Raw genomic sequence first — 14969 nt, 5'->3', positions numbered from 1 at the left:
CCACCTACAAGGAAGAGACCACCTCAAATGATTTGAGGATTTAGCTGGCAATTGCCTTCGGTCACAAAATCCGCGCAAACGGAGTCGGGTCGTGATAGCTTTTGGCCATCGACTGAAGGGAATCGCGGATGATGGAGCAAGGAAGCGTTCAAAAAAATATTGCAAACGTTGCCAAAATTCCAGGCACCTTCAACAAAAGGTACCTTTATGCAATTTAGGCTTAGCGCTGCGTTCCTGATTTTCATTGGGTCTTATACGCCGCTAGCGATCATTCTCGCGATCCAAAACATTCCCTTTGAGTGGTGGGCGCGCCCACTTTGCAAGCTGCCCCAATTGCTGGCGCCGACCTGCGCCCTCATTCCATTCAAAAATCCCGTGCTTGCTATTTTACTGGTTGCGTTAACCGTATGTTCGGCATTTTTAGCAAATCAGCTTTTCAAGCGAATCGCCTTCCCGCACCGCATTGAGGTCGTATCCGTTAAAGCGGTACCTAACGAAATTATCAATTACACATTTCCCTATGTGGTTTCATTTATGGGGATTAGCTATTCCGAACCGGAAAAGCTTTTAGGCTTCTTAGTGTTTCTACTTTGGATGTTTGCCATCACCTACAAATCCGGGCAAATAATCATGAATCCGCTTTTGTTGATTTTCGGTTGGAGTCTGTATGAGGCCAATATTAAAATCAATGGGGTTTCGCGTACGGTAAGGATACTAAAAAGAGGCACCTTCCCTCCTGGGGGCTACAAAGCTCAAACCATCCAAGATTTCTACATCTGTAAGGAGTAGCCATGCAAATGCACTTTGATAATTTTAGAAATTTTAACTATGTCGATGCTACGGTGCACTTATGGATTTTCAAGAGAAGCACCACTGGTCGAAAGTTCAACACCGCCTATGTCCAAACTGACGATGACGTTAATACCCTGCTTAAGGATGTGGCGATCCACGAAGTCAATCGAACCACCGAGTTCGCTCCTTACTCTTACCTCGCTCAAACGAATGAAAATAGCTGCCTGGCCACCCCAGTACTAGCGACCAATTTTTCTTTGTTAAAAGTCCAAGTAGACCGCCCAGAACCTGAGTGTGCTGTGGAGTCCGTCGAAGAATTGAAGGGCGCGCAAGGTTACGTGGTCAAGTTTTCTCATAATGGTCACACCATTTATGCCGTGAAACGCTCCACGGCATCTTGGAAAACGTCGTACCCCAACAAATTTATCAATATGGTCTTTAGTAACGGCGAACTCTCCGCTGCTGAGAACAACAGCTTCTCGATAGAAAAGAACTTTGACTTCTACTGCTCGGCTGACACGTTGTTGATCAGCGCCAAGCGCGCGTTTGAGTCATTAATGCAATATAAAGAAGCTTACACTCAAGCTTTTCAGGCCTTACAAGCCAATGCCGAGTTTTCTAACTTGTTTTCTGATCTCGCTCCGCTTGCCGAATACATTGGCACCAACTCTACGCAACTGCGACGCATGGCCACCATCGAGCAAAAGTCCTTATATTCAAATCCTGGATTTATGGGCAGTTTGCAAAATGTTAATGCGCTTAGGAATTGGGGGGTGAACTTCGACCAAGCTAATGGCAAGATAATCGTCTGCAGTGCAACTGCGCCAACGATTTTACAAGTGCTGTTGGATCATCGCTTAATGAGTGAGGTGACCAGCAATATCTATGACGTGCCTGACGCGATTCAAATTTGATCATTTCGACAACTCGAGCGAATCCACCAGTTCGGGCTTTCCATTGAAATCGAGCTTATAAAAAAGCCCGCTTAACAATTCCCTGAGGGGCGTTTAGCGCGTACCAGCGCTGGAGGCCTGACTCAGCTCGACTTTTACAACCCTTCCACCTCAATCCCATGCTCCGCCAGCCATTCCTTGCGCTGTGCGTAATCGGGCATGGCGCGCTCGAGCCGTAGCCAGAACTCTGGGGTGTGGTGCGGCTCGTGTAGATGGACCATTTCATGGACCACGACATATTCGGCGATGCGCTTGGGCAGAAGGATGCTCTTCCAGTGGAAGTACAGGATTTCACCTTTGCCGCATGATCCCCAGCGATAGCCAAGATCCTGCACCCGCACCCCGGTGGGGGAAACGTCCATACGTCCTTGGTACTCCTTTGCCCGCAAGGCGAGCCAGTTACGGGCATGCAGGCTGTACCAGCGAATAAAGTGCTCCCTTGCCTGTGGCAGCTGGCTGCGCAGCAACAAAAAGCGTCCCCCCGTCAGTTTCAAGGGCACGTCCTGCTCGTCGACCAGCTTGAGCCTGTAACTGCGGCCGAGGTACAGGAAGCCTTCACCATCCACATATTCCTTGGTAGGCACGGCACGCAGCAGGCGTTCCTTCTCGGCCAGGCGAGAGTAAATCCAAAAGCTCTTTTCCTGCACGAATCGGCTCAACGATTCTTCGTCTGCCTCAGGCGGTGCCGAGAGCACCAACGTGCCGTCACGTTCGACGGTGATCTGTAGCGTCTTGCGTCGGGCACTGCGACGCAGCGTCAGATACAGATCGTTTACCGTCAGGCTGGCCGTCATGCTTACACCTGCATCAGCTTGTCGTGGCTGGCCCGAGCCTGATCCAGGAGCCGGTCGGCTAGTATTCCTGCGGTGTCGGCATCGACAAGCTGCGGCCGCAAAAGCATCAGGTGGTCGAACAGTCGACCGGTGAGGTCTTCCTGCGCTACTCGCTTGCGAGGACTCCAGATGTCCCGGTGGCTCTGCAGTTCATCAACCAGCATATCGACCAACTCCACCGTCACATCTTTCAGCCGTATCAGTTCAGCCGGCTGAGGGGTCGCTTCGGCACAGACAACCTCCAATACGGTGCGCAGGAAGGGCGCGTAATGCTCGGGAAGATCGGTCTGAGTAGTGTCATCGTTGATCTGTCCCGAACGCAGGTCGGAAATTATTTTCTGCAACTGAGCGACCAGTGCGTCCCACTGCTCATCAAGCGACTTGAGGATGTCGTTCAGTCGTTCGGACAGTTTGCGAAACAGTACCGGGTCTTCATCTGCATGCTTGCGGATGTGCGAGCGAATGGCGTGCTCCATTTCCGAGGCTTTGGCGCGGTCGTTGGCATTGCGTGATAGTTGCTTCTCGAAATCTGCATCGGTCAGCTGAATGGGCGGAATTTTCGGATCGACACCCAGTGATATGACGTGGTCGTCGATCAGTTTGCGCACTTTGGCCCCGATATCCTTGCCTAGCACCGGCAGGTCCTTGTAACGATTGCGTGCGCGAGCGTGGATATAGGCCAGACGTTTGGCGTCCTTGATAAAGGGCAATCCCTCAGGGCGCGGCAAGATGGTATCGAGTGACGCGAGGAAGGCCTTGAGTTTGACGGCGAACTCTGCCCGCACTTTCTCCTGATCGAGAGCGGCCAAGCAGACTTCGGTATCGTCCAGCGACTCGACACCCTGGCGTCGCAGCACGTCCACTACTCGCAGATGGCGATCTCGCAGGATTGGCACCTCGTCCTTGATGCTGACCAGCGCACCCTCGATATCCTCGTCGGCATAAGCCGCCAAGGCTTCTTTTAGGTGGTTGGCCACGCCATAGTAGTCCACCACGATACCGCAGCGCTTGCCATGGCCAGTGCGGTTCACGCGGGCAATGGCCTGCAGAAGCTCAGCTTCCTTGATCGGTCGGTCCAGGTACATGACGCCTTCAATGGGGGCGTCGAAGCCGGTCAGCAGCATCGACTTTACGATCAGGAAGGCTAGCGGATCAGCCTTGCCCAGCTGTTCATGCCGTAGCGGCTTCTTGAAACGTTTGATCAGTTGTTCGTGCTTCCCGCCGTCGGTCCAGATTTTCCACGACGAGTCGTCGTTGTTGCTACCGGAAATGATCGCGGCGAATTCCAGGCTACGTAGCGTGTCGCGGTAACGCCAGGCCTGGATGCGTGCCTGCACTTTGGGTGGGCGCAGGCACAGGGCTTCATCGTCGAGCATCTTGTCGGCGGCTGGCAGCGCTTCTGCCTCGCTCAGCAGTTCGTCACGAGCGCTCTGTAAGGCGCTGAAATAACGAATGGCGGCCAGCCGACTGTAAGCCACTACCTGAGCTTTGTAGCCGTTGGGCAGGATATTCGTGACATAGTGTCGAAGGATGTCACGCGCCTTGTCGTCGATCAGCGCCGGGGCATCGAAGATATGGCCCTTGGTGGCGTATTTCTTCTTGATCAACTCCAGCTCTTCGCTACTGTGTTCGCGGAAGAGATCCTCGAACAGCTCATCCAGGCTAGCACCGTCCTTGACCGCGCCGTGGGCTGTGCGCCCTTCGTAGAGCACTGGCACCGTAGCACCATCGGCTTCGGCTTCCTTGATCGTGTATTTGTCGATGAATGCACCGAAAATTTCATGGGTGCGCTTCTTGTCGCCCATGATGATCGGCGTGCCGGTGAAGCCGATGCGTGCGCAATTTGGCATTCCAGCCATCAGGCTGGCCTGCAGGTCGCCGGCCTGGGTACGATGCGCCTCGTCCACCAGCACCAGAATGCTCTCGTCGCTATTCAATACTTCGATGGGCCTACTGACCTGGTAGGCGCCGCGACTTTCGGCGGCCTTGAGCCCTGCGTCAGGCGTTTCGGGCAGATCTTTCTCGTCGGACAGCGCTTCGTCTTCCAGTTCAGAGCTTCGGTACTTCTGGATAGTGGCGAAGATCAGTCCCGGTCCCTGACGCCGAGCCAGCGCCTTCACACCCTCGGTGCTGGAAGCCACTTCCGGCAGTTCGCCAGTCAGCGTGGCAGTTGCCGACAACTGGTTCTGCAAGTCTTTGCGGTCGGTCACCACGATGACTTTGAAACGACGTAGTTGGGTGTCCGTGCGCATCTTGCGTACCAGAAACACCATGGTCAGGCTCTTGCCAGAACCCTGGGTGTGCCAGACGATACCGCCGCGCTGGTCGTATTCGCCATGCTCGTGGCGGGTCTGGCCGGTCTTCAGTCGGGTGATGGCACGGTTTACAGCACGGTATTGCTGGTAGCGGCAGACGGTCTTGATGGTCTGCCCGCTGACCTGCATAAACAGCATGAAATGCCGCAACACATCTAGCAGGTGCGCAGGGGGCAACAGTCCGGCAATCAGCCGCTCTTGCTCGGACAAAACGGATTTGCCCAGCCCGCTTGCTACTTCCTGTTCGCTGCCCTGGCCATCCGGTCCGACTACTGTTTTCCACTGAGCGAAATGAGCGAAGCCGGAGCCGATGCAGCCGACCCGCGCCTCGTCGAAGCTGCTGGCGATCAGTAACTGTACGCTGGCGAACAACGCTTCGTTGCCTTCGTTGTCCTCAACTTCGAAGGCCGCCTTGCGTTGGTTGCTGTAACGGCGCAGTTGGTCCACGGCATCTGTCAGAGGCTCGGGGATGGATGGACTCTTGCATTCCACCACTACTAATGGAATGCCGTTTACCAGCAACACCAGATCGGGAACGATGAATTTTTTACCACTGTTGTAGCCTGGCGGGCAGTCCACCCGATACTGATTGATCACGGTGAAGCGGTTGTTGGTCGGCGTCTCCCAGTCGATATACTGGATCGTCTGCCCACGGCCGCCATCCCAACCAGGAAGGCCGTCCACCGTGATGCCCTTGAGCAGCAGCTCGGTGGCCTTCTGGTTGGCTTCCATTAGCTTGGCAGTGCCAAGGCGGGTGATCGTTGCAACGGCCTCGGCGATGCGCACGTCATCCAGCCAGGGTTCGCTATCGCGCAGGTTGATGGCCCGCAGGCGTTCACTCAGTTGGGCTTCCTGAATGACTTCGGCGAAGTTGTTGCGACCCGTCACGGCCGGGATGTCGAGATTGCCCTCGATGTGTGTCCAGCCCATTCCTTGCAGCTGTGCGACAAAGGGTTGCTCAACGTCGTCCAATTCCCAGCCCATCTCACTACTCCATTTTCAATGGATGAAATCTATCCGATCTCACCCGACTCCATCAGATTTACTTGGCGCCCATACGGGTTGATGTCAGTTCATAAACACTCAATTATCAGCCAGTTCCTGCTCGATCTGTTCGATGCTGGGCAGGGTGGTTTGCAGCTCAGCCGGCAGCGCCTCCATCAATTGATACTCCGCGACGCCCATGGGTTTGGCGCTGTCGCGCAGGGCGTACTCTGCCACTACCTTGTTTTTGCTCTTGCACAGCAGTAGGCCAATAGAGGGGGAATCATGTTGGCCCTTCATCTGCGCATCCACGGCTGTCAGGTAGAAGCCCAACTGGCCCAGATGCTCAGGCTTGAATTTGTCGGCCTTCAGCTCGATGACCACGTAGCAGCGCAGCTTGAGGTGATAGAACAGCAGATCAATGAAGAAGTCGTCGCCACCTACCTCCAACGGCACCTGCCGCCCAACGAAGGCAAACCCAGCGCCCAGCTCCAGCAAAAAACGGGTGACATGCTGCACTAGGGCGTGTTCGATTTCGCGCTGGTTCGCCTCCCGGCTTACATCGAGAAAGTCGAAGACATAGGGGTCTTTCAGCGTCTGCTGGGCCAGGTCCGAGCTCGGAGCCGGCAGCTGCATAGCAAAGTTAGTTTGTGCCTGACCTTCGCGCTCCAGCAAGCGGGTTTCGATGTGCATGCCCAGCACGCTGCGCGACCATCCGTATTCGACGGCTCTTTGGGCATAGGCCAGCCGTTGCTGCGAATCTTTCAGCTTGGCGAGCAGCACCAAATTATGGCCCCACGGCAATTGTCCAACAGCCTGTTGGACAATTTCAGCGTCCGGCCAGGCCTCGGAAAAAGCGCGCATATACATCAGGTTAGCGCGGGAAAAGCCTTTCATATCGGGGAAGGCCGTGCGCAGGTCGTGAGCCAGTCGCTCGATGACCTTGGCACCCCAACCCTCGCGACTTTGACGCTCAAGGATATCGCGGCCGATCTGCCAGTAGAGCAGCACCAACTCGCGGTTGACTGCCTGCACTGCACGCTGCTGGACGTGGTGAATGCGGGTTTTCAGTTCGGCCAGCCAATCGGTATAGCCACCGGGTGGGTCGATTAGCGAGATGGGGCGTGAGTCGGTCATGGAATCGCGCCTTCGAGTAGGGGCGTGACGCGTACGCGACCGGTAAGGAGGTCGTCCATTAGACCGTATTTCAATATCTGCAGCTTCGTTAGGCTGTGCATCTCATCACGAAGCCGAGAGTCATGACTCATTACTACAGCCAAGATAGTTCTTTGTTCACTGATAGATGGCAACGGTACCGGCACGCTGCAAATCGTTTCGCGATTAATGCTGGCTTGATTGGACGCGAAAGCGCGCGACATGATCCAAGCGCGAGCGGTCGGGTGCTTCAGCCAATGAAATAGTAGATGCGGTAACATCACCTGTTGCTTGACCCGAAGTCGCATCATGTTGGACTCGTAAACTGCCGCGCTCAGTAGCTTCGGAACGATAACCGGTTGGCCGACACCCTCCCGTGTCGCGAATACCCTAGATACCAACAAGTCATTCTCTCGCAGACCAAAAACGTCGCACTCGACATCTGACACGCGAGCTCGTCTGGCTTGGGTGAAGTCGACCGACCCTTCCGAAGTGAAAGCGGTTTGCCCGACGAGCAAAACCCCCGAGCCGATATGACTAGCAGGCTTGTAGATACCGTTTCTTGGGGAGCCTTCAATTGTGCTATTGAGCGTCTCGCATCTCCATTCTTTTGGAGTCCACCCTAACTGCGACTCCTTGTAGAGCTGTGGCGCTTCGCTTTGGGGTGGGCGCAGTTCGCCATTGGCGTCTATGCCACGGGTCAGGAGGTCGTGCAGTAGGCTCTGCTTGACCGCCTTAAGCTTGTCGATGATTTTCTCGGCTTCGCGGATAGACGTGTCGAGGGTATCTAGGATTTTTGCGATGGAACGCTGCTCACCCAAATTAGTAGGTATTTCGATGTTAGCGTTTAGATATTCTTCGAACTTGAGGTTGATGATGCCAGTAGTTTGCTGCTGGAGCGTTAATATTATCGGCTGACGGTAAAGCCACATCAGCATTCGCCACAAGAACTTCGGCTCTATCACGCTCTGATTAGGGCGCAGGGTTTTGAAAAAATTCGAGCATACAGCTGGATCGTGGTGTTGCGCTGCATTGAAGAACGCTACTCGACCTACTGGCTTGTCAGGTCCACCGCCGGAGCCTTCAAGTAGGATGTCACCATCCTTTAGCCTCCGAGAGTTCAGCTTGTTCAATGAAAGGCGGCGTAGAGCTCCAGAGCTGATAAGGTGGCCGTCATCGTCAATATCTGTAGCGCGTAGTACGCGGGCATTACCTGGAAGTGGCTCAGTTCCCCACTCCCCGGCGAAGCTCTCCGCCAGACACTCTCGAATGGTCCGGTTGGCCCAAGAGACTTCTTCAGACATAACCCAGCTCCCGCAGAAATCCGTGTAACGCCTGTGTAGCTGCGTCGCGCTTGTGTTCGATCTCGGTCAGCGTCACCCGGTATTTGTCCCACCAGTTGCAGAAGGCGGCGACTATTTGTCTGCGCCGGACAGCGATGTAGCGCTCAACAATAGCCTCCATGTCGTTGTGCAGGATGGTCAGCAGCAGCTCGGCAGCGGTTTCTGGAGTCAGGCCATCAACGGCTTGATTCAGATGGCTGGTAAAGCTTTCCTTTTTGATCTTGAGCTGTTTTTTAACCTTAGTCAGTTCGGCCTTCCACGCTTTAACCTGGGCCTCGTCGGCGGTGTCTTCTTCATCGCCTTCGGTTTCTTCGCTTTCACCTTCAGACTGTTCGCCATCCTCGCTCTTGGCTGGTGCGGCTGCCTTGAGCTGGCTTTCCAGTTCGGCCTTTTTAGCTTCTAGCTCGGCCAGCTCGATCACAAAGTCGCTGAGTAGAAACTTAACGAGCTTATGTTCCAGTGGGCTGTCCTTGCTGGCTTTGTCTTCCAGGGCTGTGACAATACTGGTTCGCCAGGCATCGGCCACACCCTTGGCACCGCGCGCCATTAGGGTGAGGAAGTCGTATTTGCTCTGGTACCAGAAACCGGCAACGATGCCGCGTACCTGAAAGGGGTCGAGTAGGCCAATGCTTTCCAGTGACTGACTGAAACTCTGTAGCAGCTCGTTACGCAGGCTGACTAGGCTATTGCTGTTGTCCATCTGTCCAGCCAGGGCGATGATGCGCGGGCTGTGCTCTTTCCACCAGCTTTCAAAGGCGTCGCGAATTTTGGTTTCTTTGGCCTGCAGGCCGACATTGCCCTCGATGGCTGGCTTGAGCGCTTGGCGGTTGTTCAGTTCTGGGCGGAAGTCGAAATAGCGCTCGTCACGGATGACGAACAAGTCCTGCGGGTCAAGGCCGTGGGCCTGGAACAGGCCGGCTTTGGCCGTCACTTCGGACTTTGGGATGCCTCCAAGCAGATGGGCGCGCACGTCGTGGGACTCGGGCGTTGGGGCGTTGTCCACATAGCGGCGGATATTCAGGTTGTAGCTGTTATCGCGCAGGGTGGTGATGGCAACGATATCGGACAGGCCGTCGATCTTGCGGAATTCATCAAAGGCGGTGGCAATTTTCTCGATATGTTCTGGCAGCAAGAAGTTCTGCGCGCGACCCTCGAAGTACTCCCGGTCGGCATTGATAAATAGCACTTTGCCCTGGCGCTCGGCTGGCTTGCCGCTGACGCGATTGGCACCGTCCTGCTTCTGTTGGCGCAGGATCAGGATACAGGCGGGGATGCCGGTGCCGTAGAACAGGTTGGCCGGTAGGCCGATTACTGCCTCGAGCAGGTCGTCCTCGATGATGCCAGCGCGGATGCCTTTCTCCTCTCCCCCGCGGAACAGCACTCCATGGGGCAAAACTGTGGCGATCATACCTTCGTCGCGGCAGACGCCGAGCATGTGCTGTAGGAACATCAAATCGGCCTTCTTGGAGCCCAATGGCACCTGACCGTAATTGAATCGCTCAGGGTGCTGTGGACTCCAGGCCGGCTGGCCATTGGCATCTTTCTCAGTGTGGCCCCAGTTGATAGAGAACGGCGGATTGGTGAGAATGCGGTCAAAGCGCAGCAGTTCGCCGCCTTCCAAATGACGTGGATCGCTAAGAGTGTCATCGTTTTGCAGGTCAGCCGTACTGATGCCGTGCAGCAGCATGTTCATCTTGGCGATGGACCAGACGGTTCCGTTGAATTCCTGGCCGAACAGGTTGGCTTTACGGCCATCCTCGCCATGCTCGTCGATAAACTCTTTGGCGGCGATCAGCATGCCGCCCGAGCCGCAGCAGGGGTCATAGATGTCGTGTTTCAGCGCTGGCTTGAGCAGACGAACCATCAAACGTACCACTGAGCGTGGTGTGTAGAATTCACCTCCTTTCTTGCCGGCAGAGTCGGCGAACTCGCCGATCAGGTATTCGTAGGCTGCGCCGAGCAGGTCGGGAAACTCGAAGTCAGAGTTGCGCAGACGTACCTGACCGAAGTGGCTGATGAGCTGACGCAGCTTGAGGTCGGAGATCTTGTTCTGGCCGACTTGGCGGGTGAAGTCTATGTGCTCCAGTACCCCGTCGAGGGAGGTGTTATTTTTCTCAATGCCACCCAGTGCCTTATTGAGCAGATTGCCGACATTGATGTGCGCCTCGTTGAGCAAGTGCTTGAAGCGCGAAGGGCTGGGAACCCAGAAACCACCGTCGCGTTTGTACCAGCGCGGATTCTCGGCAGAAACAAAGGCATCTGCCTGGCTCTTGCCCGCTTGGATTTCCTGCGCTACGACTTCCTCGTAACGCTCCTCGAACACATCAGAGCAGCGTTTGAGGAACAACATGCCGAAAATGTATTCCTTAAACTCCGAGGCATCCATCTTGCCGCGCAGAATGTCTGCGGCCTTGAACAGGTGACGTTCCAGTTGCTGAAGCGTGAGGGGCATTACGGTTTTCCTTTTCGTCGCCCAGCGAGCGACGTATTCCCAAGGGATATAAATGATGGGCGGGATTCTAACCCAGGATGCCTCCGCAAGCTGTCTGACAGTACTGGATGCGGTTATGCCGCCGGAAATGGGAGTGCCGGGCAAAGCCGTATGACCGTCCCGTAATGCCCGCCGCCAAACAGGTCTCACAACGCTTGCGGACCGGCATAACTCAGTTGCCGTCCATAGCCAAAATTGCGCCCGTCGCGTTTACCTAGCAGTGCCATGATCGAACTCCTCGCGAAGCCAAACCGTTGAAGCCTTTCCCCACGTAATCCCGCCACGAATGTTGAGTGTTATCAGGGATCAAGGCCCCTGCGACCTGTGAGGGTTGTCCACTAACGCGGGACTGGCGGCTCTTTACAACCGGGAGCTTGGGCATCTCATGATCTGGCCTCCTGAGCACTTCCGAGGAAGTGGGCGGGTGGAGGCTGCACTGGCTGACGAGACCAACGCCGCGAGATCCTGAGTCGGGTGAAGGCAGTGATGCGATGACCGGGGCATGCCTGACTGTCAGTCAGGTGCAGTCCATTCCGTGGGCTGCGGCACCATCATCTGCATCGCTGTTGCTGGTGACTTCGGTGTTTGTCACGCCGATTGTCACGAGGGGGAATGCCGCAAAGCCTTGTACGAGTTGGGCTGCAGCAGCGGTAGGAGCGCCCGTCTCTTTCCGGGAGAAAGAGACGGGCGCAGGTTGGCGCAATGAAATGGCCAAGCGGATGAGTTGCTGCAGCGCAGCTATGACGGGGATGAGTTGCCGCAGTGGGCACTCTGGTAGAAGTAGGCATCCATCACATTGCTGTGACCGTGCGAGCCGCCGGACGCTAATCGCACTTTGGGAGAACCACCACGGTGTGGCGTAGCCTTAAAGGTTCGGGCTACCTGGGTTGCTGTCAATGACAGCGCTTTGCCCGATCTTTTCTACGCCGGTGGATAATTTGGGTCAAGGCTCGATTTTTCGGGGATTCAGCGGCTGTGGATGAAATTATCCACCGGTGGAAATCTGTGGTTTGCCACAGACAGTTGCGTGGGCTTTAGATTTTTTAAGTGAGGTCCCTTTAAGCAGGGAGGCTACGCATCCCTGCTTAAAGGGACCCGGCTTTTAAAGTCGGTAACCAGAGACCTCGTGGTCCTACACCGATATTGGTTTCGCCGCAGTTGCGGGATTGTCGCCTTTGCGCCCCAAGGTCCGACGCATTCAGCGGTCGCCGCCTCATCATTCCCCCGATGTTTCGCGTTGGCTCTCATCCGTGTGTTCAGGTGTAGATGTAGCGTAGATGGCCCACGCGTGCATCAGCTCCCGTCGCTTATCAAAAAAGTCTGATCGATAATATGCGCTTTCCGTTTCCCCGCGCTCGTCATGGGCCAGTGCGAGCTCGCAGATATCTCTTGGGAAAGGCGTCTTTTCACCTGCCCAGTCCCGGAAGGTTGAGCGAAAGCCGTGACGAGTGATGTGCTCATAACCCAGTGTATGTAGCAGATTGCGAATGCCATTAGCGTGCATCACGCCGCTTTGGCCGTGGCCGGGGAAAACGTAGGGACTTCTAATATTGATTTTCGGAAGGCCCTTCAGAAGTGAAACCACCTCTGGGGCCAAAGGAATCGCGAACGCTTGCCGTGTTTTCATACGCTCATCTGGCAGAGACCATCGACCCGACTCCAAGTCAAATTCATCCCAGCGTGCGAATCGGACCATATGCGAGCGAGCCCCGGTTAGGATCAGTAACTGAGCTGCGACAGAAACGTGACTGGGGTCCTTGCGTAAGTCGTCCATGAGCGTCGGTAGGTCCTGCCATTTCAATGCAGGATGATGTTGGCGTTTGCGAGCTTTCTTCTTCTCATGCCGGCTGAGCAGGTTTTCGAGATGGCCGCGCCAGCGTGCCGGATTCTCTCCGGTCCTGAGGCCACGGGCTCTGGCGGCATCCAGGATCTGTTCGATTTGCCCACGCACTTCGTCAGCCGTCCGCGTCTTGGTCGACCAGAGTGGCTGCAGGGCCTTGATCAAATGTTTGGTCTCGATCTGATCAGCTGACAGCTTCCCTATTGTAGGGAAGGCATAGAGCACGAGCTTCCTCAACCAGCCCTTGCGCCATTTCTCCGACCAGCTTGAGCCATGGGCATCTCGGTAGTCGGTGGCCAATTTCTCGAAGGTTATCAGCTGTGCCTGTTCTCGGCGTTCAGCTTCTCGTTGAGCGGCCTGCTCAGCCTGTCGTTTTGCTAAGGGGTCTGTGCCGTTGAGTATCTGGGCTTTATTTTCATAGGCGGCTGCGCGGGCTTTTTTCAGGTCGAGCTGAGGGTAGCTCCCCAGACCCATCTCCCTGTGTAGTGGTCAATTGAAAGCGGAGCACCCAGGTTTTTCGTCCTGAGGGTTTCACCAAAAGACGAAGCCCTTGACCGTCTTCGTACGTCCCAGCCTCAACCAGATTTTTGACTTGATTGGCGGTCAGTTTGCCCATTTTTTTCGCCCTCTGTTCCCCCACTTGTTCCCCCACTTACGTGTGGAACGCCTCGGATCAAAACGGAAGTCACGGGAACGAAAATAGGCTGAAACCCTTAATCTAGCAAGGCTGTAGCGGTTTTCAGTAGATAAGAATGGCTTTCAAAAAGACATTAAAAAGCCGGCTTGTGGCCGGCTTCTCGGGGACTGCTTCAGCTTGTTTTTGACAAACCTCACCAGCCTTCAAATCGCTCAGCCCACATTGCGTCAGGCTGAATAGTAGGGGCATCCGCGGGAACTCCTCCGCATCGCCGAGCAGGGTGGATAGCGCAAAGCCACCCCCTGCCAAATGTGCGGCGCATGATACCCACATTCATTTCAAATGCCCACCTCCGGCTCCGATTTAGAGCCTTCCCAGCCCAACAGGTGTTCATCCAGCGGCACTGGGGGCCGGCGGTTGTTCAGGGTGGACCACCAGAACACCCACCCCAGAATCTGGAAGTTCTGTTCAAAGCGTTGCTCGTGCGTGAGGTATTCGTCCGGGTGTTCACTGGCATTGTGGCTACGCATGCGCAAACCACCGCCAGGTCGGTTGTAGAGGTATTTGATGCGCAGCATGCCGTCGTGTTCAACGGCGTAGATTTCGCCGTCGATGAGTTGCGTGCGGCCTCGGTCGATGGCGAGGGTGGCGCCTTGTTGGATGATGTCGATCATGCTGTTGTCGACCATGTAGGCACCCAGGGCGCGGTCGGGGTTTACGGTGAGGGTTTGGAGGGTGTGCAGGGAGACGCGGATGCGTTCGGTGGAGGTGAATGAGGGGTGGAGGTCGATCTCCACGTCGATTTTTTCTGGAGGGCAGGCGGGGCCTGTGAGGTATTTGCCGCTTCCTTCGCGGGTCGAGGGCAGTCCTTTTCGGGTGTCCGGGCCTTCCAGCAGGAAGTTGGCCGGTGGGTGTTTGGGGCCCTCGCCGGTGCGCAACCAACGGCTGGAGATGCACAGCAGTTCTGCGATCTCGTTGAGTCGGCCCATGGGTACACCGCGCTTGAACCAGTTGTTCACGTGTTGAGGCGTGACACCACGGTTCTTGGCGAAGTCGGAGGCGGAAAGATGAACTTCCCGCAGTAGCGCTTTTAAACGATCACCTGATGTATTCATAAACGCAGAGTTTACTGGCGGGATTTACAGATCAAATAAACCATGCGTTGAGTTGCGCCTGTAGGTTTTTGCTTAGTTGTAGCTCAATACTTCGGATTCGCTCGCTAGTTAAACATTACTTATAAAGAGTTGAACTTGTCGTTTAATTTTTCCCACAAAAAAAGCCCCGAATGATCGTAATGCTGTTCACTTAAGCATTTGAGCTCACGTCGAAGCTCCTAGAAAATCCGATGCCAGATATCTGGCATCGGATTTTTTATGTCTGTTCAGCAGCACCTGCTCGACCTCGGCGACCTTTTCAACTTTTCTGACCTGAGTACCTTCACTCAAAATATCCCCGTTGAGTGGGTGGCATCTGCGTTGAATCTCTCCAGTCAGGCAACCATCAGGCGCCGTCGTTTGCCTGCCGATCAAGTGCTCTGGCTTGTGCTTGGCATGGCGCTGTTTCGCGACGAACCGGTGCACGAGGTCGCGAGGCGGCTCAACATCTGCGCCCAAGGCTTGGCAACCG

At 55.3% G+C, this 14969-nt stretch carries 9 protein-coding genes and 2 pseudogenes; 3 read left to right on the top strand and 8 right to left on the bottom strand.

The window, feature by feature from the left end; translation table 11 throughout:
• Window positions 1–207 precede the first annotated feature (207 nt).
• Together AACY08_RS23740 and AACY08_RS23735 are read left to right on the top strand one after the other, a co-directional pair.
• Window positions 208–789 carry a hypothetical protein gene (locus AACY08_RS23740; protein ID WP_339471652.1) on the top strand — a complete coding sequence of 194 codons (582 nt, stop codon included), beginning with the start codon at window positions 208–210 and terminating at the stop codon, window positions 787–789.
• A gap of 2 nt (window positions 790–791) precedes the next feature.
• Entirely contained in the window at window positions 792–1706 is a 915-nt protein-coding gene (locus AACY08_RS23735) for a DUF4868 domain-containing protein (protein ID WP_339471651.1), read from the top strand.
• 134 nt (window positions 1707–1840) lie between these two features.
• Here AACY08_RS23735 and AACY08_RS23730 read toward each other — a convergent pair whose 3' ends face one another.
• The 8 genes and pseudogenes from AACY08_RS23730 to AACY08_RS23695 form a co-directional block, all read right to left on the bottom strand.
• Window positions 1841–2539, bottom strand: a complete 699-nt coding sequence (locus AACY08_RS23730) for a M48 family metallopeptidase (RefSeq protein WP_339471650.1) — start codon at window positions 2537–2539, stop codon at window positions 1841–1843.
• Window positions 2540–2541: 2 nt separating this feature from the next.
• Window positions 2542–5877 carry a type I restriction endonuclease subunit R gene (locus AACY08_RS23725; RefSeq protein WP_339471649.1) on the bottom strand — a complete coding sequence of 1112 codons (3336 nt, stop codon included), beginning with the start codon at window positions 5875–5877 and terminating at the stop codon, window positions 2542–2544.
• Window positions 5878–5976: 99 nt separating this feature from the next.
• The gene (locus AACY08_RS23720) at window positions 5977–7014 is read right to left on the bottom strand and encodes a PDDEXK nuclease domain-containing protein (RefSeq protein WP_339471648.1); all 1038 of its coding nucleotides are present in this window, start codon (window positions 7012–7014) and stop codon (window positions 5977–5979) included.
• Window positions 7011–8336, bottom strand: a complete 1326-nt coding sequence (locus tag AACY08_RS23715; RefSeq protein ID WP_339471647.1) for a restriction endonuclease subunit S — start codon at window positions 8334–8336, stop codon at window positions 7011–7013. Before AACY08_RS23715 ends, AACY08_RS23720 begins: the two co-directional genes overlap by 4 nt.
• Window positions 8329–10827 carry a type I restriction-modification system subunit M gene (locus AACY08_RS23710; RefSeq protein ID WP_339471646.1) on the bottom strand — a complete coding sequence of 833 codons (2499 nt, stop codon included), beginning with the start codon at window positions 10825–10827 and terminating at the stop codon, window positions 8329–8331. Before AACY08_RS23710 ends, AACY08_RS23715 begins: the two co-directional genes overlap by 8 nt.
• Window positions 10828–11015: 188 nt before the next feature.
• Window positions 11016–11093: pseudogene (locus AACY08_RS23705) on the bottom strand (integrase); the annotation flags it as partial.
• Between the two features lie 989 nt (window positions 11094–12082).
• A pseudogene (locus AACY08_RS23700) lies at window positions 12083–13322 on the bottom strand (tyrosine-type recombinase/integrase).
• Window positions 13323–13681: 359 nt separating this feature from the next.
• Window positions 13682–14458, bottom strand: a complete 777-nt coding sequence (locus AACY08_RS23695) for a LexA family transcriptional regulator (RefSeq protein WP_339416946.1) — start codon at window positions 14456–14458, stop codon at window positions 13682–13684.
• Window positions 14459–14716: 258 nt separating this feature from the next.
• Here AACY08_RS23695 and AACY08_RS23690 point away from each other — a divergent pair.
• A partial coding sequence (locus AACY08_RS23690; protein ID WP_339471645.1) for a transposase domain-containing protein occupies window positions 14717–14969 on the top strand: 253 nt, incomplete at its 3' end.

Origin of the sequence: Pseudomonas sp. EL_65y_Pfl1_R83, assembly GCF_963970695.1 — a bacterium.
Lineage (GTDB): Bacteria > Pseudomonadota > Gammaproteobacteria > Pseudomonadales > Pseudomonadaceae > Aquipseudomonas > Aquipseudomonas tritici.
This window is presented reverse-complemented; position numbering and strand designations above follow the sequence as displayed.